The sequence below is a fragment of the Clavibacter sp. A6099 genome, assembly GCF_021919125.1.
GTDB lineage: Bacteria > Actinomycetota > Actinomycetes > Actinomycetales > Microbacteriaceae > Clavibacter > Clavibacter seminis.
Window position 1 is genome coordinate 2,566,606 of record NZ_CP083439.1, and the last position, 17,567, is coordinate 2,584,172.

Sequence of the window (17,567 nt, forward strand, 5' to 3'; positions counted from 1 at the left end):
CGCGCGTAGCCTGGGGTGATGAGCACCTCGCTGGGGATGCCGGCGATGCCGCGTCCCGCCGCCGCTCCGGGCCCCGCCCGGCCGGACGATCCGGCGCTCCTCGACCCCTTCGGCCGCCGCGCGACCGACCTCCGCATCTCGCTCACCGACCGCTGCAACCTGCGCTGCACGTACTGCATGCCGGCCGAGGGACTCCCGTTCACGCCCGACCGGCAGGCGCTGCAGCTCGCCGAGATCGAGCGGCTCGTGCGCATCGGGACGCGCGACCTCGGCGTACGCCAGGTGCGGTTCACGGGCGGCGAGCCACTGCTGCGCCGCGACCTCATCGAGATCGTCGCCGCGTGCGCCGCCATCCCCGACCGACCCGAGATCTCGCTCACCACCAACGCGATCGGCCTCGCGTCGCGGGCGCAGGCCCTGAAGGACGCGGGGCTCGACCGGATCAACGTCTCGCTCGACTCCGTGCACGCCGAGACGTTCCGGCTCATCACGCGCCGCCCGTTCCTCGACCGAGTGCTCGACGGGATCGACGCCGCGGCTGCTGCGGGGCTGGCGCCCATCAAGATCAACGCGGTGCTCGTGCGCGGCGTCAACGACGACCAGGCGGCGGACCTCCTCGAGTGGGCCGTCGCGGGCGGCCACCAGCTGCGCTTCATCGAGCAGATGCCCCTCGACGCCGACCACGCGTGGGACCGCGACGAGATGATCACGGCCGCCGAGATCCGCGCGCGCCTCTCCGAGCGCTTCACGCTCGTGCCCGACGAGGAGCCGCGCGACGGATCCCCCGCCGAGCTCTGGCGCGTGCACTCGCGCGAGGGCGGGGCGGGCACCGCGATGCTCGGCCGCGTGGGCGTCATCGCGAGCGTCACCGAGCCGTTCTGCGCCGACTGCCGCCGCACGCGCCTCACCGCGACGGGCGGCGTGCGCAGCTGCCTCTTCTCTCACACCGAGACCGACCTGCTCGCTCCTCTCCGCTCCGGCGCGTCCGACCAGGAGATCGCCGACCTCTGGCGCGGCGCGATGTGGGCGAAGCCGAAGGGCCACGGCATGGACGACGCCGACTTCATCCAGCCCGCCCGCTCGATGAGCGCGATCGGGGGCTGACGTGATCGTGCCCGTGGAGCTCTTCGCGGCCGCAGCAGCTGCGCTCGGCCGCACCACCGACGATCTCGAGCTGCCCGACGGCGCAGTGCTCGGCGATCTGATGGACGCGCTCGGGTCCCGTGCCGCCACCTCGGCGGATCCCGCGAACGCCGCCGCCGTCCTCGCCCGCTGCACCTACCTCGTCGAGGGCGTCGCCACCACCGACCGCGACGCGCCCCTCACCGCAGGCAGCGCGGTGGATGTGCTGCCGCCGTTCTCGGGCGGCTGAATCCGGGATCGCCTGCCCACGCTGCGGCCCTAGCCAGCGGCGCCCGGGAGCGGGAGGGTGGGGGATGCCCGCCGAACCCGAACCCGATTCCACCCGCGTCCGCGACCAGCCCGCGATCCGCACCGGGCGCCGGCGCCAGTGGCTCGTCCCCGCGGGTCTGATTGCGGGGGTCACCGTCGGGCTGCTCGTCGCGGCGCTCCGGCTGGAGACGGCGATCCCGCTGGCTGGCATCGCCGCGACGGCGCTCCTCTACCTCGCCATGCTCGTCGTCGCCGCGACCGTGCGCACGGCGCGCATCCGGAACCTCGCGTTCGCCTGGCTCATGGGCCTCATCGCCGTCGTCGCGCTCGGTTCGCTGCTCCTCCTGCTGCTGTCGGAGCGCGCAGGGACCTGACGGGGAGGCGCCGCACCCGGCGGTCCCCTACGCGCGGAGGTCCAGCTCGGCCACGACCGCGGCGACGCGCGCAAGGGCAGAGGCATCCAGCCCCCGCACCGGGCGCGGCAGCGAGTCAGGCGCGACGAGGCCCAGGTGCTCGGCGATCGCGGCGATCACCCGGAAGCTGCCGCCGTGCTCGGCGAACAGGTCCCACAGCGGCCGCAACCGGGCGGACTCCGCGGCAGCGGCCTCGGGATCCCCGGCCTGAGCCGCGCGGGTGATCCGCAGGGCGGGCTCCGGCAGCGTGCCGGCGATCGCCGAGTACCAGGCGTCGCAGCCCGCGACGAGGCCGGTCGCGCCGAAGCCGTCGCCGGAGACGCCGATGGTCACGTCTGCGGGGATCCGGGCGCGGATCGCCTGCACGCGCTCGGCGGCCTCGGCGGGATCCGCGGGAACGCCCGGGATCTTGATCGACGCGACGTGCGGCAGGCACGCGATGGATGCGTACAGGTCGTCCGTGAAGGTCACGTGCGTGGTGCCCGGGTTGTCGTAGACCACGAGCGGCACCGACAGCTCGGCCGTGACGTCGGCGAAGAGGCCGTGCACCTCGTCGTCCGTGAGCGCCTGGTAGGTGATGGGCGCGAGGAGCACCGCGCTCGCCCCGGCCCGCTGCGCGTCCTCCGCGAGCGCACGCACCTGCGACGTGCGCAGGGCGCCGATCCCCACGATCACCGGCACGGGACCCGCGTGGTCCACGGTCGCGGTCGCGACCCGGCGGCGCTCCTCGCGGTCCAGGTACGCGTACGAGCCGGTGGACCCGAGGGCGGTGATGGAGTCGACCCCGGCGACGGCGAGCCGCTCGACGAGACCCGCGTACGCGGCCTCGTCGACAGTGTCGTCGCGGAGCGGGGTGAGGGGGAAGGCGCTGAGACCCGTGAGCATGGGCATCCGATCCGATCGAGGGCGGCCGATCCCGCCGCGTGGGCGGGTGCGGGGATCACCCCATCCTGACGGGACGGGCGCCGGGACGGGCGCCGGCTCCGTCAGCGCCCGTCGTACGCGGCCTGCAGCTCCGCCACGACGAGCCGGCCCATGCCCATCATCGCGGCCATGGCGCGCGCGGCGCCCTCGGGGTCGGAGCCGCCGATCGTGGACGCCATCGCCTCCGGGACGACCTGCCACCAGAAGCCCCAGCGGTCGCGCACCCAGCCGCACCGGCCCTCGGTCCCGCCGTCGGCGAAGGCGTCCCAGTAGCGGTCGACCTCCTCCTGGTCCGCGGCCGAGATCGACAGCGACACCGCCTCGGTCGCCTGCATGCCGGGGCCGCCGTTCAGCAGGCGGATCCCCTGGCCGTCGAGCTCGAGGTCGACCACGAGGGCCGTGCCGCGGAGAGCCGGGTCCGGGAAGTCGTCCGGGTAGCGCGAGGTGTCGGTGATCCGCGATCCGGGGAACAGGTCGACGTAGAACCGAGCCGCCTCCTCGATCTCCTCGCCGAACCAGAGGGTGGGGGTGATGCGCGGCATAGGGGCTCCTCGTGTCCGACGGCGGCCTCGTCGCGCGCCGTCGTGGCCACGCTAGCCACCGGCGAGCGCGCGGACCAGAGTCCGACCGACAGCGGATGCGGCGGGCGACTCAGACCGCGCGGCGCCCCGCGAGGAGCGCCTCGAGGACGGCGGCGCCGCGATCCGCGTCCGCCACGGTGACCAGCCGCGCGCGACCGCCGCCGAGCCGCACGACGAGGCCGGGCCCGGAGCGCGTCACGTAGGCGACGCCGCGGCCCGAGACGCGCAGGCCCCATCCGCCCCACTGCCCCGGGGAGACGTCCTCCCACCCGGCCGACTCCATGCGGGCGAGGGGCACGCGCATGATCGGGATCCGCGTCCACGTCGAGACGACCCGGAGCCCGCGCCGGTCGACCGTCACGTCGACGCGCGCGAGCGCCAGCATCGCGAGGCCGGCGACGACGAGCGGGATCCCGGAGAGAGCGGCCGTGCCGACGTCCCCCGCCGACGCGCTGGCCGCGGCGACGATCCCGAGCACCACGACGACCGCGCCGATCCCCGCGAACCATCCGCTCCCGGTGCGACCGCGCCAGGCGACCCGGGCCGTGGCGGGGATCTCGAGCGGCGCCACGTCGTGCGCGGGGACGGGTCCCGCCGCGCGGACCAGGACGGCCACGGGGATCCCGGCCGCCACTGCCCCCACCCCGAGGAGCACGACGCTCCACGCGACGGGGAAGGTGCCGTCGCCGACGGCGGCGGACGCCGCGATCGCGATCCATGCCGCGGCGAGGATGCCCGTCACGAGGTTCGCGACGAGGAGCACCGTGGCCGCCGTGCGCCGATCCCGCGACCGCAGGGCGGCGACGGCCAGCGCCACGGCCACGACCGCGAGGCCCAGCGCGACCGCGAGCATCACCCAGGGCGAACCCCATCCGTCTGGCGTCCCGTCGGCGGCGAAGTGGACCGCGATGCGGGCGGGCAGCTCCGGCGCGAGCAGGACGGCCGCGGCGCCGAGCGCCAGGGCGATGACCGCTGCCGGGGCGACCACCGCCACGCGCGCGCCGGTCGGCAGCGGCAGGGGTGCTGTGGTGGTCATCGTGCTCCCTTGATCATGGTGAGGAGGTCGTCGAGCGGCACCTCGAGGGTGTCCGCCTGGTCGCGCAGCTCCTCGACGAGCGTCCGCAGGCGGTCGAAGGACGCGTTGCCCGAGCGGATCACCGTCGCGCCGCGGCCTCGACGCAGCTCGATCAGCCCGTCCGCCTGGAGGCTCGCGTACGCGCGGAGCACCGTGTGCATGTTCACCTCGACGGAGGCGGCGAGGTCGCGCGCCGACGGCAGCCGCTCCCCGCTCGCGAGCTCGCCGCGCGCGATCGCGTAGCGGATCTGCGTGGCCACCTGCTCGGCGAGCGAGGCCTTCGCCGCAGGATCCACCGTGATGAGCATGTTCGCATTCTATGCGAACAATTCCCCTCAGAGCGAGGGGCGGGTCACGCCGACTCGCGCACGACCAGCTGGTGCCGCACCGTGCGGATCACTCCGGGGCCGGAGCGCGGCAGGTCGCCCGCGATCATCGCGACGGCGAGGTCGAGCGCGTGGCGGGCGAGCTCGTCGAGGTCCACCGCGAGCGTCGTGAGGGTGGGCGCGAGCAGTCGGCCGAGGGACAGGCCGTCGATGCCGACCACGCGCACGTCGCCCGGAACATCGACGCCCGCGCGGCGGCAGGCGGAGAGCACGCCGAGGGCGCACACGTCGTTGAAGGCGACGATCGCGTCGGCCGTGCGCGGGCGGGCGACGACGCGCTCGGTCGCGGCGGCGGCGGCCTCCGCGGTGGGCGCGGACGCGCGGACGACGGACACGTCCATCGACCGCGCCTCGAACACGCGCACGAGCAGGGCGGCGCGGGGGCTGGGGCCCGCGGCGACGGCGGCGTCGAGCACGACCGGGTGCCGCACGCCGACCGCCTCGAGGTGGTCGGCGAGCGCGTCGATCGCCTCCGAGGGATCCAGCTGCACGGCGGCACGGAGGGGGTCGCCGCGCGGATCCAGCTCGACGACGGGCACCGAGCCGAGCCGGGCGATCCACTCGGCGGCGCGCGACCCGAGGGTCCCGATCACCGCGTCGGTCTGCGCGCCGAGCGCCTCGACCATGCGGTCGGAGTCGGCGGCGAGGCCCACGTCGGCGAGCGACACGTTCCAGCCGCGGGCCGCCGCGATCCGCACCACGGCGGCCGCGAGCTCGGGCGACCACGGGTTCCGCAGGTCGTCGACGACGAGGCCGAGCTGGTGATCCCCGCCCGTCACGAGCCCGCGGCCGAACCGCGACGGGCGGTACGCGAGCTGATCCGCAGCGTCGAGCACGCGCCGCTTCGTCTCCTCGCTGATGCCCGCCATGCCGTTCATGGCGCGGGTCACGGTCTGACGGGAGACCCCGGCGGCGGCCGCGACGTCGTGGATCGTGGCGCGGCCGGCCGGGCCATCGCCCGAGCCCGAGCCCGAGCCGGAGCCGGAGCCGGACCCCTGGCTGCGGCCGCCCGCGCCCGATCCGCTCAGCCGCGCAGGTCCAGCCACGCCACCTGCTCCGGGGTGAGCTCGACGGACAGGCCGCGCATCGAGGAGCGGACCTCCGTGATGGTGCGCGGGCCGAACAGCGGGAACGTCGGGAACGGCTGCGCGAGCACGTAGGCGAGCGCGATCGCCGTCGCCTGCACGCCGTGCTCCGCGCCCAGCTGCTCGGCGCGACGCAGGCGCTCGAAGTTGTCGTCGCCGTAGTAGCAGCGCACGAGCTCCGGGTCGCTCAGGTCGTCGGGGCGGGCGCGGCCCGTGAAGAAGCCGCGCGCCTGCGACGACCACGGGAGCAGCGGGATCTGCCGCTCCTCGAGCCACGCCTTGGACGCGGGATCCGTGACGTGCACGCATCCCGCCCACGGCACGTCGTACGCCTCGGCCAGGCCGAAGTGGTCGCTCAGCGCCTGGAACCCGGCGCGGCCATTGGCCTTCGCGTACGCCTGCGCCTCGTCGAAGCGCTCGGGCGTCCAGTTGGAGACGCCGTAGGAGCGGATCCGCCCGGCGCGCTGGTGCTCGTCCATCACGTCGACGAACTCCCCCACCGGCACCTCGAGGTTGTCGCGGTGCATGAGGTAGATGTCGGCGTAGTCGGTGCCCTGGCGCTCGAGGCTCTCGAGCAGCTGGCTCGTGAGCGACTCGGGGTCGCAGTGCGGGGTGTGAGCGCCCTTGGTGATGACGACCACGTCCTCGCGGATGCCGCGGTTCCGGATCCACTTCCCCAGGCGCCCCTCGAGCACGCCGCCGCCGTAGATGTAGCCGGTGTCGAAGGCGTTGCCGCCCTGCTCGACGAAGTGGTCGAAGATCGCGGAAGCGTGCGCCAGGTCGGGCTGGTTGTCGACGCCCATGACGAGGCGCGACATGCGCTTGCCGACGCCGGGGATCTCGCCGTAGAGCATGGGGCTGTCGTCGCGGACCGCGAGGGGTCGGCCGGAGACCGTGGGGATGTCGGCGTCCTCCGCCTCGAACGGGTAGCGCAGCTCCAGCGCGGCGCGCCAGCGGTCGAGGGTGCGGGCGGTGGCGAGCGTCTCGTCGAGCGTCATCTGCGCGGCCTCGCCGAGGCCGGCCGCGAGGGCGTCGGTCGTGGCGTCGGCCTCGATCGCGTACGGCTTCGCGCCCGCGAACGAGAGCGTGCGCGGCTCCTCGCCGACGACGGAGACCTCGATGGTGGGCGCATCACCGAGGGTCCACGGGTCGCTGAGGTGGATGCGGCCCTTCGAGCCATGGACCGTGAGCGCCTGCGGCTCGTCGAGCGCGACACCCGTGCGGAGCGTCGCGGTGATGCCCGGCTGGCCGGCGCCGGCGCGGTAGGTCGCGCGCGCGACGGACCACTCGTCGACACCGGTCGGGCCGACCGTGCCGTCGACCTCGATCGTGAGCGGCTCGGCGACGGCGATGCCGGTCGCGGCCTGCACGACGGCGGCCGCGGCGGTGACGGTGTAGCCGCCGACGTCGAGGATCCCGCCGCCCGCGGTCGCGGTGTCGTAGAGGCGGCCGGTGGGGGATCCGGTGCGGAAGGAGAAGGACGCGTCGACGTGGGCGACCTCGCCGATCACGCCGTCGCGCAGCAGCTCGAGGAGCGCCGCGGTCTGCGGGTGGAAGCGGTACATGTACGCCTCGACGAGCGGGAGGCCGGCCGCGCGGGCCGCGTCGACGAGCGCCATCGCGGTGCCGTGGTTGACGGCGAGCGGCTTCTCGCAGAGGACGGCCTTGCCTGCCTCGAGCGCGCGGATCACGAGGTCGGCGTGGCCAGTGTGCACCGTGGAGATGTAGACGGCGTCGACGTCTGGGTCCGCGAGGACGGCGTCGTAGTCGGCGCCCGTGACGTCGGCGAAGCCGTGGTCGGCGGCCTCGGCGGCGAAGGCCCCGGCGCGCTCGGCGCTGGAGCTGCCGGCCGCCACGAGGCGCGCGTCGCGCTCGCTCGCGGGCAGCTGGGAGAGGAAGCGGCGGGCGATGCTGCCCGGGCCGAGGACCGCCCAGCCGGGGGCGGTCTGCGTGGTCGGGGTGGGGTCGGTCATGGTGGGGCCCTTCGCGGCGTCGTCGGCGTGAACGTTCACGACGAAGCTACGGCCAGCCGAGGCGGGTAGTCAAGAGCGCGGGCGGGGCCGGTTCGTGAACGTTCACGTCCTAGCAGCCGAACCAGCGTCTGCGCGCCGACGATCCCGAGACCTGCCCGGAGGGATCCGGCATGTGCGCTGCACGCTCCCCGCGCCCGGCGCCGTCGCTAGCGTCCGCTCGCGGAGGAGGGCGGCCGCCAGGACATCCTGGCGCGGCCGCCCGGTGCCTCCGCTCTCTCGTCGCGCGGTCGCGCGGCGCATCCCTGAAGGAGAAGCATGCATCTCGTCCGATACCGCAGACCCCGCGATCCGAGCGGCCCCCGCCGCAGGATCCGCTCCCGACTGCTCGCCCTCGTCGCGGCCGTCGCCGCCGTCGCGGCCCTGACGACCGCGGGCGCGGCGCCGGCGAGCGCCGATGACCGGTACACCCTCCCCGTCATCGCGGGCTCGAAGATCAACTCGTCCGCGGGCACCTGCACGGTGGGCGCCGTCCTCATTCCGCGCGCCTGGTACCTGACCCTCACCCCGTACCAGAAGGCGACGCGGTACATCGTCACGGCGGCGCACTGCGGGCCGATGTACTCCTCGGTCCACGTCGGCATCGCGGCCATCGGCACGGTCGACTGGATCTCGCCCCACAACTCCGACATCGAGCTGATCCGCGTCTCACCCCAGCCCGACGAGCGCACGCTCTACTGCCGGTCGCACCACTCGTCGGCGGCGTTCTGCAGCCCCATCCAGACGTACACGGCGCGCGCCAACGGCCAGGTGTTCATGCCGAACCGCGGCCGCATCGGACGCCAGCCGGTCCAGGGCACCGCACGCCCGGAGGGACGGTTCTGCACCAGCGGATTCGCATCCGGGGTGAAGTGCGTGTTCCAGCCCGTGAGCCTTCCCCCGGGCGTCGAGACGAGGTGGAACCACGTGTCGGCGGGCGAGTCGGACGAGCACGACGCCATCACCGGCGGCGACTCAGGAGGACCGGTCGTGACCTACGGACACAAGCTGGTCGGCATCATCTCCGGTCAGACGGAGAACGGGCATTTCCTGCTCTACACGTCGATCGACCAGGTGCTCGCGGAGCTGCCGGCCTACGTGCTGGCGCCCGTGCGCTGATCCCATCCGGTGGCCGGCGGACGCCCGACGGCCACCGGACCCCTCGCCAGCGGGTGCTCGCCGTGTCACGTTCCGTCACGCGGGCCCGGATCGCAGCCCGGCTGCCTATCGTCGAGCGCACCACGGCGGGCCGGCCGACCCCGACCCGCACGACGAAGGAGCGCACCATGCCGCAGCACCCCAAGGGATCCGTCCTCGAGTTCGACCTCCGCGGGACGGGTTCCGGCGTCCTCCAGGAGGTGGCGATCGCGGGGAGCGAGCACGCCGTCCGCGCCGAGGGCCATCCCGCGTTCGGCGGCACGGACAGCGCGCCCAGCCCGCTCGACCTCGTGCTCTCCGCGTACGTCTCGTGCAACCAGGTGACGGCGACGATCGTCGCGCTCGGCCAGGGGATCACCCTCGGCGCCTTCGAGGGCCGCGTGCAGGCCGAGCTCGACAACTCCGTGCTCGTCTTCGGCGCCGAGGGCGACGGCACGTTCCAGCGCCTGACCCTCACGGTCGATCTCGAGACCGAGCTCGACGACGCCGCCTTCGACGCGTTCGTCGCCGAGGTCGCGCGCCGCTGCCCGCTCACGCAGCTCTTCGAGCGGGCCGGCGTGGAGATCACGAACGCCTGGACGAACCGGGCGCTCGCGCGGGTCTGATCACCCCACCGGAGACGCCCTGCACCGGAGGCGTCCGTCGCCGGACCGCGCTGCTCACCGGGCGGCGCGGTCCGCGGCGTCGGCCGTCCGACCTCCGCCCGCCTCCTCGATCTCGGCGACGAGCCGCCCGAGCAGCCGGATCAGCTCGGTGCGCTCCCGCGGCGACCACTCCCCCACGAGCTCGCCGAGGAGCGCGCGGGCGGTCGCGGAGTTGCGGTCGAGCACCCGCTCGGCGTCGGGCGTCGCGCGCACGAGGACGGCGCGCCGGTCGTCGGGATCGGGCTCGCGGATCACGAGACCCCGCTCCTCGAGGCGCCGCACGTGCGCGGTCATCGTCGACTTGTCGACGCCCTGCCAGTCGGCGAGCACGCGCATCCGGGTCGCGCCGCACTCGGCGAGGTGGGCGAGGAGCCACGTGTCGGTGGATGAGAACGCCCCGCCCTCGTCGGCGAGCATGCGCCGTCGCACGTCGGGCCGCGACGCCCAGCGGGTGATCGCGAGGACCGCGCGCTCCATCGCCGCGCCGACGGCATCACCGCCCTTGCCTGGGAGCTCGCTCACCGTTCGATCCCCGTCCCCTCCGTGCTCGCCGACCGTTGGTATCCTCAAACCATATCGTCCGGACCCGGACGGAACGCACGCCCCGCACGATCCGAGAGGAAGCACCCCATGTCCACCCCGAGCACCGACCCCCGCGCGCACGCCGTCCCGGCCACGCCCCGCGAGGTGATCGCGAGCTACACCGACTACGCCGACGCGCAGGCCGCCGTCGACACGCTGTCCGACAAGGAGTTCCCCGTCGCCTCGACGCAGATCGTCGGCCACGACGTCCGCACCGTCGAGACCGTGACGGGCCGGGTCACCAACGGCAGCGCCGCCGTGCGCGGAGCCGCGGGCGGCGCGTGGTTCGGCCTCATGCTGGGCCTGCTGTTCGGGATCTTCACGCCCGGCGTCGCGTGGCTCGGCGTGCTGCTCGTCGCGGTCGGCATCGGCGCGCTCTGGGGTGCGCTGTTCGGCTTCGTCGGCCACTACGCGACCCGCGGCAAGCGCGACTTCGCCTCCATCCAGACGCTGACGGCCGGCCGCTACGACGTGCTGGTCGACAGCGCGCGGGCAGCCGAGGCGTCGCGCATCCTGTTCGACACGACGGGCGCGCCGCGCGCCTGACCCGCCGCAGCATGACGATGCGGACGGACGGCTCAGCCGCCCGTCCGCGTCGTCATGTCCGGGGTGCGTCCTCGGGCGCCTCGAGAGTGAGCCACTCCTCGTCGATGCGGTAGCCGAGAGACGCGCCGGCCGCGATGATCGCCGCGTTCTCGCTCGATCCGCCGGTGCGGAACGACGTGACGACCGCCTCGAGGAGCGCCTGCACGGAGGCCGCCTTCACGGCCGTGCCGAGGCCGCGCCCGCGGTGGGCGGCGTCGACGACCGTCACGTCGGTCTCGGCGGCGCGGCTGGTGGGATCCAGGTCGACGAACGTCATCGCGAGGAGCGCGCCAGCGGCGTCGAACGCGCCGTAGCCGCGGCGGCCGGGTGCCGGGACGCGGGCGGAATCGGCCGTGAGTCCCGCGTGCCGGGTGGCCGGGCCGCCCGGGTAGTCGTCGAGCGTGGCGGCGTCGAGCGCGAGGATCGCACCGACGTCGGCCGGGCCCAGCTCGCGGAGCACCGCGGACCCGGCGACCCGGTCGACCAGCGTGCGCAGGCGGGCGGGATCCACGTCCGCCGCGTCGAGCTGCGCGCCCCACGACCGGGCGGTCACGATCCAGCCGGCGGCGAGCAGCTCCGCCACCCGCGGATCGTCGGATCGGGCGATGACGGGCTCGGCGCTCATTCCGCGAGCCTGGCACGGCGCGGCCGTCCGGGGAACGCGACCGATCGGCACCGTCGGCACCGGCGCCTGCTCGGTGGAGCCACGGGACGCTGCGCCTCCTCGGAGCAATCGGGCGCAGCGGCGAAGGGGAGGTGCCCCGATCGGGGGCGACACGGGCGGCCTGCTCGGTGGGAGGCTCAGGCCGTGCCCGACCAGGCTGCCCGCCCACCCGAAGGAGTCCCCGTGGATGACGACGTCCAGCTGATCAGCGATGGCGACGGCCTGGCCGTCATCGGCGAGCCGGCCGCGGTGGAGCGCTTCCTCGCGGCCAACGACTTGCCGAAGGGTCGGGACCTCGGGCTCGAGCGGTTGAAGCCCGTGGCCGGCATGGCGGCGGCCGCGATGCAGGCGGGATCGGTCGTCGCCGAGAACCACGGGCGATGGGTGAAGCTGTCGGAGAAGTCGACGGCGCTCCTCAAGCAGCACTCCGCCATGAAGGGGTCGCTGCCCGGCCTCGACCGCGGAGTGATCATGGACGGCAACAAGATCAAGGGCATCGTCGAATTCGCACGGGGTCCGGGCGCGTACCTGACCAACCCGGCGATCCTCTCCGGCGCCGCCGGGATCATGGCCCAGTACGCCATGCAGCAGACGATGGACGAGATCAGCGACTACCTCGCCGTCATCGACGAGAAAGTCGACGACATCCTCCGCGGGCAGAAGGACGCCGTGCTCGCCGACATGATCGGCGTCGAGATGGTGATCGACGAGGCGATGATGATCCGGGAGAAGGTCGGACGCGTCTCCGAGACGACGTGGTCCAAGGTGCAGGGCACGTCCATGACGCTCGGGCGCACGCAGGGCTATGCGCTCCGTCAGCTCGATTCCCTCGCCGAGAAGATGGAGAAGACGACGAAGGTCGACGACCTCGTACGGGTGACGAAGGACGCCGAGTCCACCGTGCGTGAGTGGCTCGCGGTGCTCGCCCGCTGCTTCCAGCTCCAGGAGGCCACCGGTGTCCTCGAGCTCGACCGCGTCCTCGACGCCGCACCCGATGAGCTCGACCAACACCGCCTCGCGCTGCGCACCGTGCGGCAGAACCGCCTCGCCGTGATCGGTCGCACGACCGACCGGCTCCTCGAGCGCATGGACGCCGCGGCCGGCACCGCGAACGCGAAGGTGCTGCTGAACCCCTTCGACTCGCGGGCCGTCGTGGGATCCAGCAACCGGGTCGCCACCGGCGTCGTGCAATTCAACGGCCTGCTGGGCGTGGCCGACGAGCGCGAGTCGCTGAAGGCGCGGCCCTGGCTGGTCGCGGTGGGCGACACCTGGGACTCGGCACGCGACCAGGGAGCGGAGGGAGTGGACGCCGCGCGTCGCTTCGGCGCCGCGGCGTTCGGTCGGGGTCGTGCGGCCGCCGACGGACTCCAGCTCAAGCTCGCGGAAGGCGCGCTCCGGCGCCGCAAGGGCAAGGGCGACGGTCCGGGCGAGCTCGAGACCGGCGACGACGCGCAGCCCTGAGCCTCGGATCAGCCCCCGAGCGCGATCCCGTCCCGCCGCACCGCCTCGACGAGAAGGAGCTCCACCGCGTCGACCGCGCGGAGCAGCTCGGCGGGCTCGGTGCCCATGCGCCCGACGACCGCATCGATCCCGCGGAGCCCCGCCCGCGTCAGCAGCTGCTTCTCGTTGGTGATCCACTCGCCGCGGTGGGCGAGGATCGCGTGCGCCGCGGAGCACGCCGCCTCCGAGAGGAGACCGGCGCACTGTGCGACCCGACCGTGGCGGGCGTGACCCTCGCGGGCGTAGTGCAGCGTGAGCTCGGCGCGCTGCCACCAGATCCCGGGCGCGGACGCGCGCAGGGCCGGCGGGTACGGGAACGCCGGCACCTCGCCGCGGAGGGGACGGTTCACGCCGACCTCGGCGAGGAGGATCGTGCTCGGCAGGCCCGCCTGGTGGAAGAGCAGCGTGTCGAGGGTGAAGCGGCCGGCGAGCGCCTCCTCGTGGACGGCCTCGATCGCGTCCAGGTCGCGGTAGTGCACGTCGACCGTGCGGCCGTCGACGCGGAGCGCGCCGCCGCCGTCGAAGATCCGGCCCCAGCCGCCGCGCGCGCTGAGGACGCCGGGCCAGCCGAGGGCGCGCAGGGCCTCGGGATCGAAGGATCCGCGGTAGAAGACGGCCACGTCCCAGTCGCTGTCGGGCCGGGCGACACCCTGGGCGCGGGATCCGCCGAGCGCGACGCCCCGCACGGCGGGCACCGCGGCGAGGGCATCGGCGACGTGCTCGAGGAACGCGTCGTCGTCGAGCCCGAGGATCGGACCCGCGTCGACGCCGCCCGTCATGCCCGCCCCGCCACGCTCCGCCAGGACTGGATCCCGCCGCGGAGGCTCACCGCGTCCCGGCCCGCCTCGCGCAGCGCCGCCGCGGCCGCCCGCGAGCGCACGCCGGAGGCGCAGTAGACGATCACGCGGTCGGTGATCTCGCCGGGCACCGCGCCCGGATCCACCGTGACGATGCGCACGGGCACGGCGACATGGCCGGGGATGGAGTCGACGAGGCGCTCGTCGGGCTCGCGCACGTCGAGGAGCACCACCTCCTCTTCGGAGGCGAGGATCCGCTCCACCTCCTCCGCGTCGAGCTCGGTGCCGTCGGTCGCCGCGCCCACGCCGCAGAACAGGTCGTAGTCGGCGAGCGCCGTGACCCGCTGGCGGCCCTTCGCGCGCTTCACGCCGATGGTGCGGCTGGTGCCGGCGAGCGCGTCGAGCACGACGACCCGGCCGATCAGCGGCGTCCCCGCGCCCGTGACGAGCTTGATGACCTCGGTCGCCATGAGCGCACCGACCGTGCCGCACACCGCGCCGAACACGCCCGCCTCCTCGCAGGAGAGCACGGCGCCGTCGGCCGGCGGCTCGGGGAACACGTCGCGGTAGTCGATGCCGCGGCCGCCGGGCGCCGCGTCCCAGAAGACGGTGACCTGCGCGTCCCACCGGTACACGGATCCCCACACGCACGGCACGCCGACCAGGGCCGCCGCGTCGCTGATGAGGTACCGGGTGGCGAAGTTGTCGGTGGCGTCGACGACCACGTCGTATCCGCTGAGGATCCGGATGGCGTTGTCGTTCGTCAGGCGCTCCGCGTGCTCGACGACCTCGACGCCGGGGTCGGTGCGGTGGACGGAATCCGCTGCTGACGAGGTCTTCGGTCGGCCGACGTCGGGCGTGCCGTGGATGGTCTGGCGCTGGAGGTTGGAGAGGTCCACAGCATCGTCGTCTACGATTCCGAGGGTCCCGATCCCCGCCGCGGCCAGGTACTGCAGCACGGGGGAACCGAGGCCGCCCGCGCCGATCACGAGCACGCGCGCCTGGTCGATGCGGGACTGACCCCCCATCCCGATGCCGGGAAGGGCGAGGTGCCGGGAGTGGCGTTCGCGCCGTTCGTGCGCATCCTGCCCGGAGCCATGACCACCGAGGCCCCGCCCCCCGGGGTGCGTGCCGTCCAGATCGACGAGCGGCAGAGACGACCCCATGACAGACCTCCGTACGGACGGCGGACGCGGACGCGCGTCGACCGGACCCAGCGTACGACGGCCCGCCGACGGTCCCCGCGGCGGCCGCCCGTCCGGCCCCCTCGGCCGTTTCCACCACCGCCGCTGGGGCGACGCCTGGCTCATCGGCCTCCTCGGCTTCCTGCTCGCGCTCCCCCTCGCCGGCGCCCCCTCCGTCTGGTACGACGAGGCCGCCACCGTGATCTCGGCCACGCGCGGCTGGGACGACCTCCTGCGCGAGCTCAGCACGGTCGACGCCGTCCACGGCCTCTACTACGCGGGCATGAAGGTGTGGTTCGAGCTGGTCGGCTACTCGCCCACGTCGCTGCGCTTCCCGAGCGCGGTGTTCATCGGCCTGGCCGCCGCGGGCGTGGTGCTGCTCACCCGCACGATCTCCACTCGCGCGACCGGCATCGTCGCCGGCATCGTCTTCGTCGTGATCCCGCGCTCGGCGTGGATGGGCACGGAAGGGCGCTCGTTCGCGCTCGGCACCCTCATCGCGGTGGCGCTCACCGTCGCGTTCGTGCTCGCGGCCCGCCGTGCCGGATCCCGCTGGCAGGTGCAGGCCAGATGGTGGGCGCTGTACGGGCTGCTCGCGTGGCTCGGCGCATCCACCTTCGTGTACCTCGCGCTGCTCGTGGGCGCGCACGGCGTCGTGATCCTGTGGGCCATCGCATCCGCGCGCGTCGGCCGCCGCAGCCGCCGGCCCATGGTCGTGTCGCTGCTCGGCTGGGCGCTCGCCTCCATCACGGCGGGGCTGCTGTCGCTGCCGCTCGTGCGCGTGGTGACGGAGCAGTCGGGCCAGGTCGGGTGGATCAAGCCCATCGGGCCGAACACGATCACGCAGGTGATCTCGACGCAGCTCTTCTACCAGAACGACGTCTTCGGCTTCCTCGCCTGGGCGCTCGCGCTCGTGGGCCTCGCGCTGCTGGTGCGCCGCGGGATCCGCCTGGTGCGCGCCCGCCGCGCCTCGCGCCTCGAGCCAGAGGGAGCCCTCGCCGAGTTCGAGTCCGCGTACCTTCACGCCGGATGGTCGCCGACGATCCTGCAGCTCGCGGTCGTCTGGTTCGTCGTGCCGACGCTGCTGCTCATCGGCGCGTCCACCCTCATGTCGCCGCTCTACTCGCCGCGCTACATGGCGTACACGGCGCCCGCCTTCGCGATGCTCATGGCGGTCGGGATCCTCGCGCTGAAGTGGAAGCCGCTCGTCGCCGCCGTCACGGCCGTGCTCGTCGCGCTGTCGGTGATGCAGCTGGTGCACGACCGCACGACGACCGTGAAGGCCGACTCCGACTGGGCCGCCATCGCGCGGATCGTGTCGGAGGAGCGCGCGCAGGAGGCCCCCGGCACCACCGAGGCTGTGATCTTCGGGCCGGTCCGCCGCCACCCGAAGGCGACCTCGCGCATCGTCGCGTACTCCTACCCGGACGCGTTCCGCGGCATGGACGACATCCTCCTGCGCACCCCGCCGGGCGACACCGACGGCCTCTGGGAGCAGACCTACCCGCTCGCCGACCGGGTCGACGAGGTCGACGGCGCCGACGTCGTGTGGCTGGTCACGAGCGACAAGCAGGACATCCGCGACGACGTGGCCGAGGCCCTCACCCCGCGCGGCTTCGCCAAGACCGACGCCTGGCACGTGATGAACGCGAACGTCGAGCGCTACGAGCGGGTCGCGGCGGGCTGATCCCGCGGCACCTCAGGCCACGGGGCTCCACTCCCCGATCGCCGCCACGACGCGGTCGAGGTGCGACTCGAGCAGGAAGTGCCCGCCGTCGACGAGCTCGATCCGCGCCTGCGGGGCGTCACGGCGGAAGGCCTCGGCGCCGGCCGCGGCGAAGATCTCGTCGTTCCGTCCCCAGATCGCGAGCAGCGGCACGCGGGACTCGCGGAGCCAGGCGTGCACCGCCGGGTACAGCTCGCGGTTGGTGGCGTAGTCGCGGAAGAGCGCGAGCTGCACGTCGTCCTGGCCCGGGCGGTCGAGGAGCGCGAGGTCGTGCTCCCAGGCGTCGGGATCCACGGCCGTCGGGTCCGGCACGCCGTGCGTGTACTGCCACTCGACGGCCGCGCGACCGAGGGCGGGGCGGAGGGCGTCGCGCGTGGCGTCGGTGCGCTCGGCGGCGTCGGCCCAGATCGGATCCCAGAACGACGGCACGAAGCCCTCCTCGTAGGCGTTGCCGTTCTGCGAGATGACGCCCGTGACGGCGGACGGATCCGCGAGCGCCAGCCGCCAGCCGACGGGGGCGCCGTAGTCCTGCACGTAGATCGCGTAGCGCTCGACCCCGATCGCGGCGAGGAAGCGGGCGGTCACCTCGGCGAGCGCGGCGAACGTGTAGTCGAAGTCCTCGACGGACGGCGCGGAAGAACGGCCGAACCCGACGAGGTCCGGCGCGATGACGCGGAAGCGACCCGCGAGCGCCGGGATCAGGTGCCGGAACATGTGCGAGCTCGCCGGGTAGCCGTGCAGGAGCAGGAGCACGGGCGCGTCGGCGGGCCCGGCCTCGCGCCAGAAGACGTCGAGGCCGTCGAGCCCGTCGACGGAGACCGAGACGGTGCGGTGGTGGACGGTGACCATGGCTAACCCCTTT

The 17,567-nt window shown here is 74.1% G+C and carries 19 protein-coding genes; 8 read left to right on the forward strand and 11 right to left on the reverse strand.

The genetic code is table 11. The features are described 5' to 3' along the window. Nucleotides 1-18 precede the first annotated feature (18 nt). The 3 genes from moaA to KYT88_RS12130 all read left to right on the forward strand — a co-directional run bounded on the left by moaA (nucleotide 19) and on the right by KYT88_RS12130 (nucleotide 1,766). On the forward strand, nucleotides 19-1,104 hold the full coding sequence (gene moaA / locus KYT88_RS12120; RefSeq protein ID WP_370644771.1) for a GTP 3',8-cyclase MoaA: 1,086 nt from the start codon (nucleotides 19-21) through the stop codon (nucleotides 1,102-1,104). 1 nt (nucleotide 1,105) lies between these two features. Then, nucleotides 1,106-1,372 (forward strand): MoaD/ThiS family protein, encoded by a 267-nt coding sequence (locus KYT88_RS12125; protein ID WP_043583467.1) that lies wholly within the window; start codon nucleotides 1,106-1,108, stop codon nucleotides 1,370-1,372. 64 nt (nucleotides 1,373-1,436) lie between these two features. Beyond that, nucleotides 1,437-1,766 carry a hypothetical protein gene (locus KYT88_RS12130; RefSeq protein ID WP_043583465.1) on the forward strand — a complete coding sequence of 110 codons (330 nt, stop codon included), beginning with the start codon at nucleotides 1,437-1,439 and terminating at the stop codon, nucleotides 1,764-1,766. Nucleotides 1,767-1,793: 27 nt separating this feature from the next. Here the strand turns inward: KYT88_RS12130 and KYT88_RS12135 are convergent, their stop codons facing one another. From KYT88_RS12135 to KYT88_RS12160, 6 genes are all read right to left on the reverse strand, one after another. Continuing rightward, nucleotides 1,794-2,690: a dihydrodipicolinate synthase family protein gene (locus tag KYT88_RS12135; RefSeq protein ID WP_043583536.1), complete on the reverse strand. Its 897-nt coding sequence runs from the start codon at nucleotides 2,688-2,690 to the stop codon at nucleotides 1,794-1,796. Between the two features lie 101 nt (nucleotides 2,691-2,791). Beyond that, entirely contained in the window at nucleotides 2,792-3,271 is a 480-nt protein-coding gene (locus KYT88_RS12140; protein ID WP_043583463.1) for a VOC family protein, read from the reverse strand. Nucleotides 3,272-3,380: 109 nt separating this feature from the next. Further along, nucleotides 3,381-4,346, reverse strand: coding sequence for a DUF1648 domain-containing protein (locus KYT88_RS12145; RefSeq protein WP_043583461.1), 966 nt, complete (start codon nucleotides 4,344-4,346; stop codon nucleotides 3,381-3,383). Further along, nucleotides 4,343-4,693, reverse strand: coding sequence for a GntR family transcriptional regulator (locus KYT88_RS12150; protein ID WP_043583459.1), 351 nt, complete (start codon nucleotides 4,691-4,693; stop codon nucleotides 4,343-4,345). The genes KYT88_RS12145 and KYT88_RS12150 overlap by 4 nt, the downstream gene beginning before the upstream one ends. 44 nt (nucleotides 4,694-4,737) lie before the next feature. Next, the gene (locus KYT88_RS12155) at nucleotides 4,738-5,817 is read right to left on the reverse strand and encodes a LacI family DNA-binding transcriptional regulator (protein ID WP_081840881.1); all 1,080 of its coding nucleotides are present in this window, start codon (nucleotides 5,815-5,817) and stop codon (nucleotides 4,738-4,740) included. Continuing rightward, the gene (locus KYT88_RS12160) at nucleotides 5,796-7,829 is read right to left on the reverse strand and encodes an aldo/keto reductase (protein ID WP_043583532.1); all 2,034 of its coding nucleotides are present in this window, start codon (nucleotides 7,827-7,829) and stop codon (nucleotides 5,796-5,798) included. The genes KYT88_RS12155 and KYT88_RS12160 overlap by 22 nt, the downstream gene beginning before the upstream one ends. 315 nt (nucleotides 7,830-8,144) lie before the next feature. Here KYT88_RS12160 and KYT88_RS12165 point away from each other — a divergent pair, with 315 nt between their 5' ends. Continuing rightward, nucleotides 8,145-8,984, forward strand: coding sequence for a trypsin-like serine protease (locus KYT88_RS12165; RefSeq protein WP_051629187.1), 840 nt, complete (start codon nucleotides 8,145-8,147; stop codon nucleotides 8,982-8,984). A 167-nt stretch (nucleotides 8,985-9,151) separates the two neighbouring features. Next, nucleotides 9,152-9,628 (forward strand): OsmC family protein, encoded by a 477-nt coding sequence (locus KYT88_RS12170; RefSeq protein WP_043583528.1) that lies wholly within the window; start codon nucleotides 9,152-9,154, stop codon nucleotides 9,626-9,628. A gap of 54 nt (nucleotides 9,629-9,682) precedes the next feature. Here KYT88_RS12170 and KYT88_RS12175 read toward each other — a convergent pair whose 3' ends face one another. Beyond that, the gene (locus tag KYT88_RS12175) at nucleotides 9,683-10,189 is read right to left on the reverse strand and encodes a MarR family winged helix-turn-helix transcriptional regulator (protein WP_051629185.1); all 507 of its coding nucleotides are present in this window, start codon (nucleotides 10,187-10,189) and stop codon (nucleotides 9,683-9,685) included. A 108-nt stretch (nucleotides 10,190-10,297) separates the two neighbouring features. Here KYT88_RS12175 and KYT88_RS12180 point away from each other — a divergent pair, with 108 nt between their 5' ends. After that, the gene (locus KYT88_RS12180; protein ID WP_043583457.1) at nucleotides 10,298-10,795 is read left to right on the forward strand and encodes a YflT domain-containing protein; all 498 of its coding nucleotides are present in this window, start codon (nucleotides 10,298-10,300) and stop codon (nucleotides 10,793-10,795) included. Between the two features lie 52 nt (nucleotides 10,796-10,847). Here KYT88_RS12180 and KYT88_RS12185 read toward each other — a convergent pair whose 3' ends face one another. Further along, complete coding sequence (locus KYT88_RS12185) at nucleotides 10,848-11,459, reverse strand: GNAT family N-acetyltransferase (protein WP_043583455.1); 612 nt, start codon at nucleotides 11,457-11,459, stop codon at nucleotides 10,848-10,850. Between the two features lie 222 nt (nucleotides 11,460-11,681). On the opposite strand from KYT88_RS12185, the gene KYT88_RS12190 reads away from it, so the two are divergent. Beyond that, nucleotides 11,682-12,959, forward strand: a complete 1,278-nt coding sequence (locus tag KYT88_RS12190; RefSeq protein ID WP_043583453.1) for a hypothetical protein — start codon at nucleotides 11,682-11,684, stop codon at nucleotides 12,957-12,959. 8 nt (nucleotides 12,960-12,967) lie between these two features. On the opposite strand, the gene KYT88_RS12195 is transcribed toward KYT88_RS12190, so the two are convergent. Together KYT88_RS12195 and KYT88_RS12200 are read right to left on the reverse strand one after the other, a co-directional pair. Further along, complete coding sequence (locus tag KYT88_RS12195) at nucleotides 12,968-13,777, reverse strand: nucleotidyltransferase domain-containing protein (RefSeq protein ID WP_043583452.1); 810 nt, start codon at nucleotides 13,775-13,777, stop codon at nucleotides 12,968-12,970. After that, complete coding sequence (locus KYT88_RS12200) at nucleotides 13,774-14,961, reverse strand: ThiF family adenylyltransferase (RefSeq protein ID WP_043583450.1); 1,188 nt, start codon at nucleotides 14,959-14,961, stop codon at nucleotides 13,774-13,776. The genes KYT88_RS12195 and KYT88_RS12200 overlap by 4 nt, the downstream gene beginning before the upstream one ends. Here KYT88_RS12200 and KYT88_RS12205 point away from each other — a divergent pair. Continuing rightward, entirely contained in the window at nucleotides 14,960-16,666 is a 1,707-nt protein-coding gene (locus KYT88_RS12205) for a glycosyltransferase family 39 protein (RefSeq protein ID WP_043583448.1), read from the forward strand. The genes KYT88_RS12200 and KYT88_RS12205 overlap by 2 nt on opposite strands. A gap of 12 nt (nucleotides 16,667-16,678) precedes the next feature. Here KYT88_RS12205 and KYT88_RS12210 read toward each other — a convergent pair whose 3' ends face one another. Continuing rightward, entirely contained in the window at nucleotides 16,679-17,554 is an 876-nt protein-coding gene (locus KYT88_RS12210) for an alpha/beta fold hydrolase (RefSeq protein WP_043583446.1), read from the reverse strand. Nucleotides 17,555-17,567 lie beyond the last annotated feature (13 nt).

Bases quoted from the DNA above. Each gene is read 5' to 3' on its own strand.
- moaA (WP_370644771.1), top strand. From the start codon at position 19: ATGAGCACCTCGCTGGGGATGCCGGCGATGCCGCGTCCCGCCGCCGCT.
- KYT88_RS12130 (WP_043583465.1), top strand. From the start codon at position 1,437: ATGCCCGCCGAACCCGAACCCGATTCCACCCGCGTCCGCGACCAGCCC.
- KYT88_RS12135 (WP_043583536.1), bottom strand. From the start codon at position 2,690: ATGCTCACGGGTCTCAGCGCCTTCCCCCTCACCCCGCTCCGCGACGAC.
- KYT88_RS12140 (WP_043583463.1), bottom strand. From the start codon at position 3,271: ATGCCGCGCATCACCCCCACCCTCTGGTTCGGCGAGGAGATCGAGGAG.
- KYT88_RS12145 (WP_043583461.1), bottom strand. From the start codon at position 4,346: ATGACCACCACAGCACCCCTGCCGCTGCCGACCGGCGCGCGCGTGGCG.
- KYT88_RS12150 (WP_043583459.1), bottom strand. From the start codon at position 4,693: ATGCTCATCACGGTGGATCCTGCGGCGAAGGCCTCGCTCGCCGAGCAG.
- KYT88_RS12160 (WP_043583532.1), bottom strand. From the start codon at position 7,829: ATGACCGACCCCACCCCGACCACGCAGACCGCCCCCGGCTGGGCGGTC.
- KYT88_RS12165 (WP_051629187.1), top strand. From the start codon at position 8,145: ATGCATCTCGTCCGATACCGCAGACCCCGCGATCCGAGCGGCCCCCGC.
- KYT88_RS12170 (WP_043583528.1), top strand. From the start codon at position 9,152: ATGCCGCAGCACCCCAAGGGATCCGTCCTCGAGTTCGACCTCCGCGGG.
- KYT88_RS12180 (WP_043583457.1), top strand. From the start codon at position 10,298: ATGTCCACCCCGAGCACCGACCCCCGCGCGCACGCCGTCCCGGCCACG.
- KYT88_RS12185 (WP_043583455.1), bottom strand. From the start codon at position 11,459: ATGAGCGCCGAGCCCGTCATCGCCCGATCCGACGATCCGCGGGTGGCG.
- KYT88_RS12195 (WP_043583452.1), bottom strand. From the start codon at position 13,777: ATGACGGGCGGCGTCGACGCGGGTCCGATCCTCGGGCTCGACGACGAC.
- KYT88_RS12205 (WP_043583448.1), top strand. From the start codon at position 14,960: ATGACAGACCTCCGTACGGACGGCGGACGCGGACGCGCGTCGACCGGA.
- KYT88_RS12200 (WP_043583450.1), bottom strand. From the start codon at position 14,961: ATGGGGTCGTCTCTGCCGCTCGTCGATCTGGACGGCACGCACCCCGGG.
- KYT88_RS12210 (WP_043583446.1), bottom strand. From the start codon at position 17,554: ATGGTCACCGTCCACCACCGCACCGTCTCGGTCTCCGTCGACGGGCTC.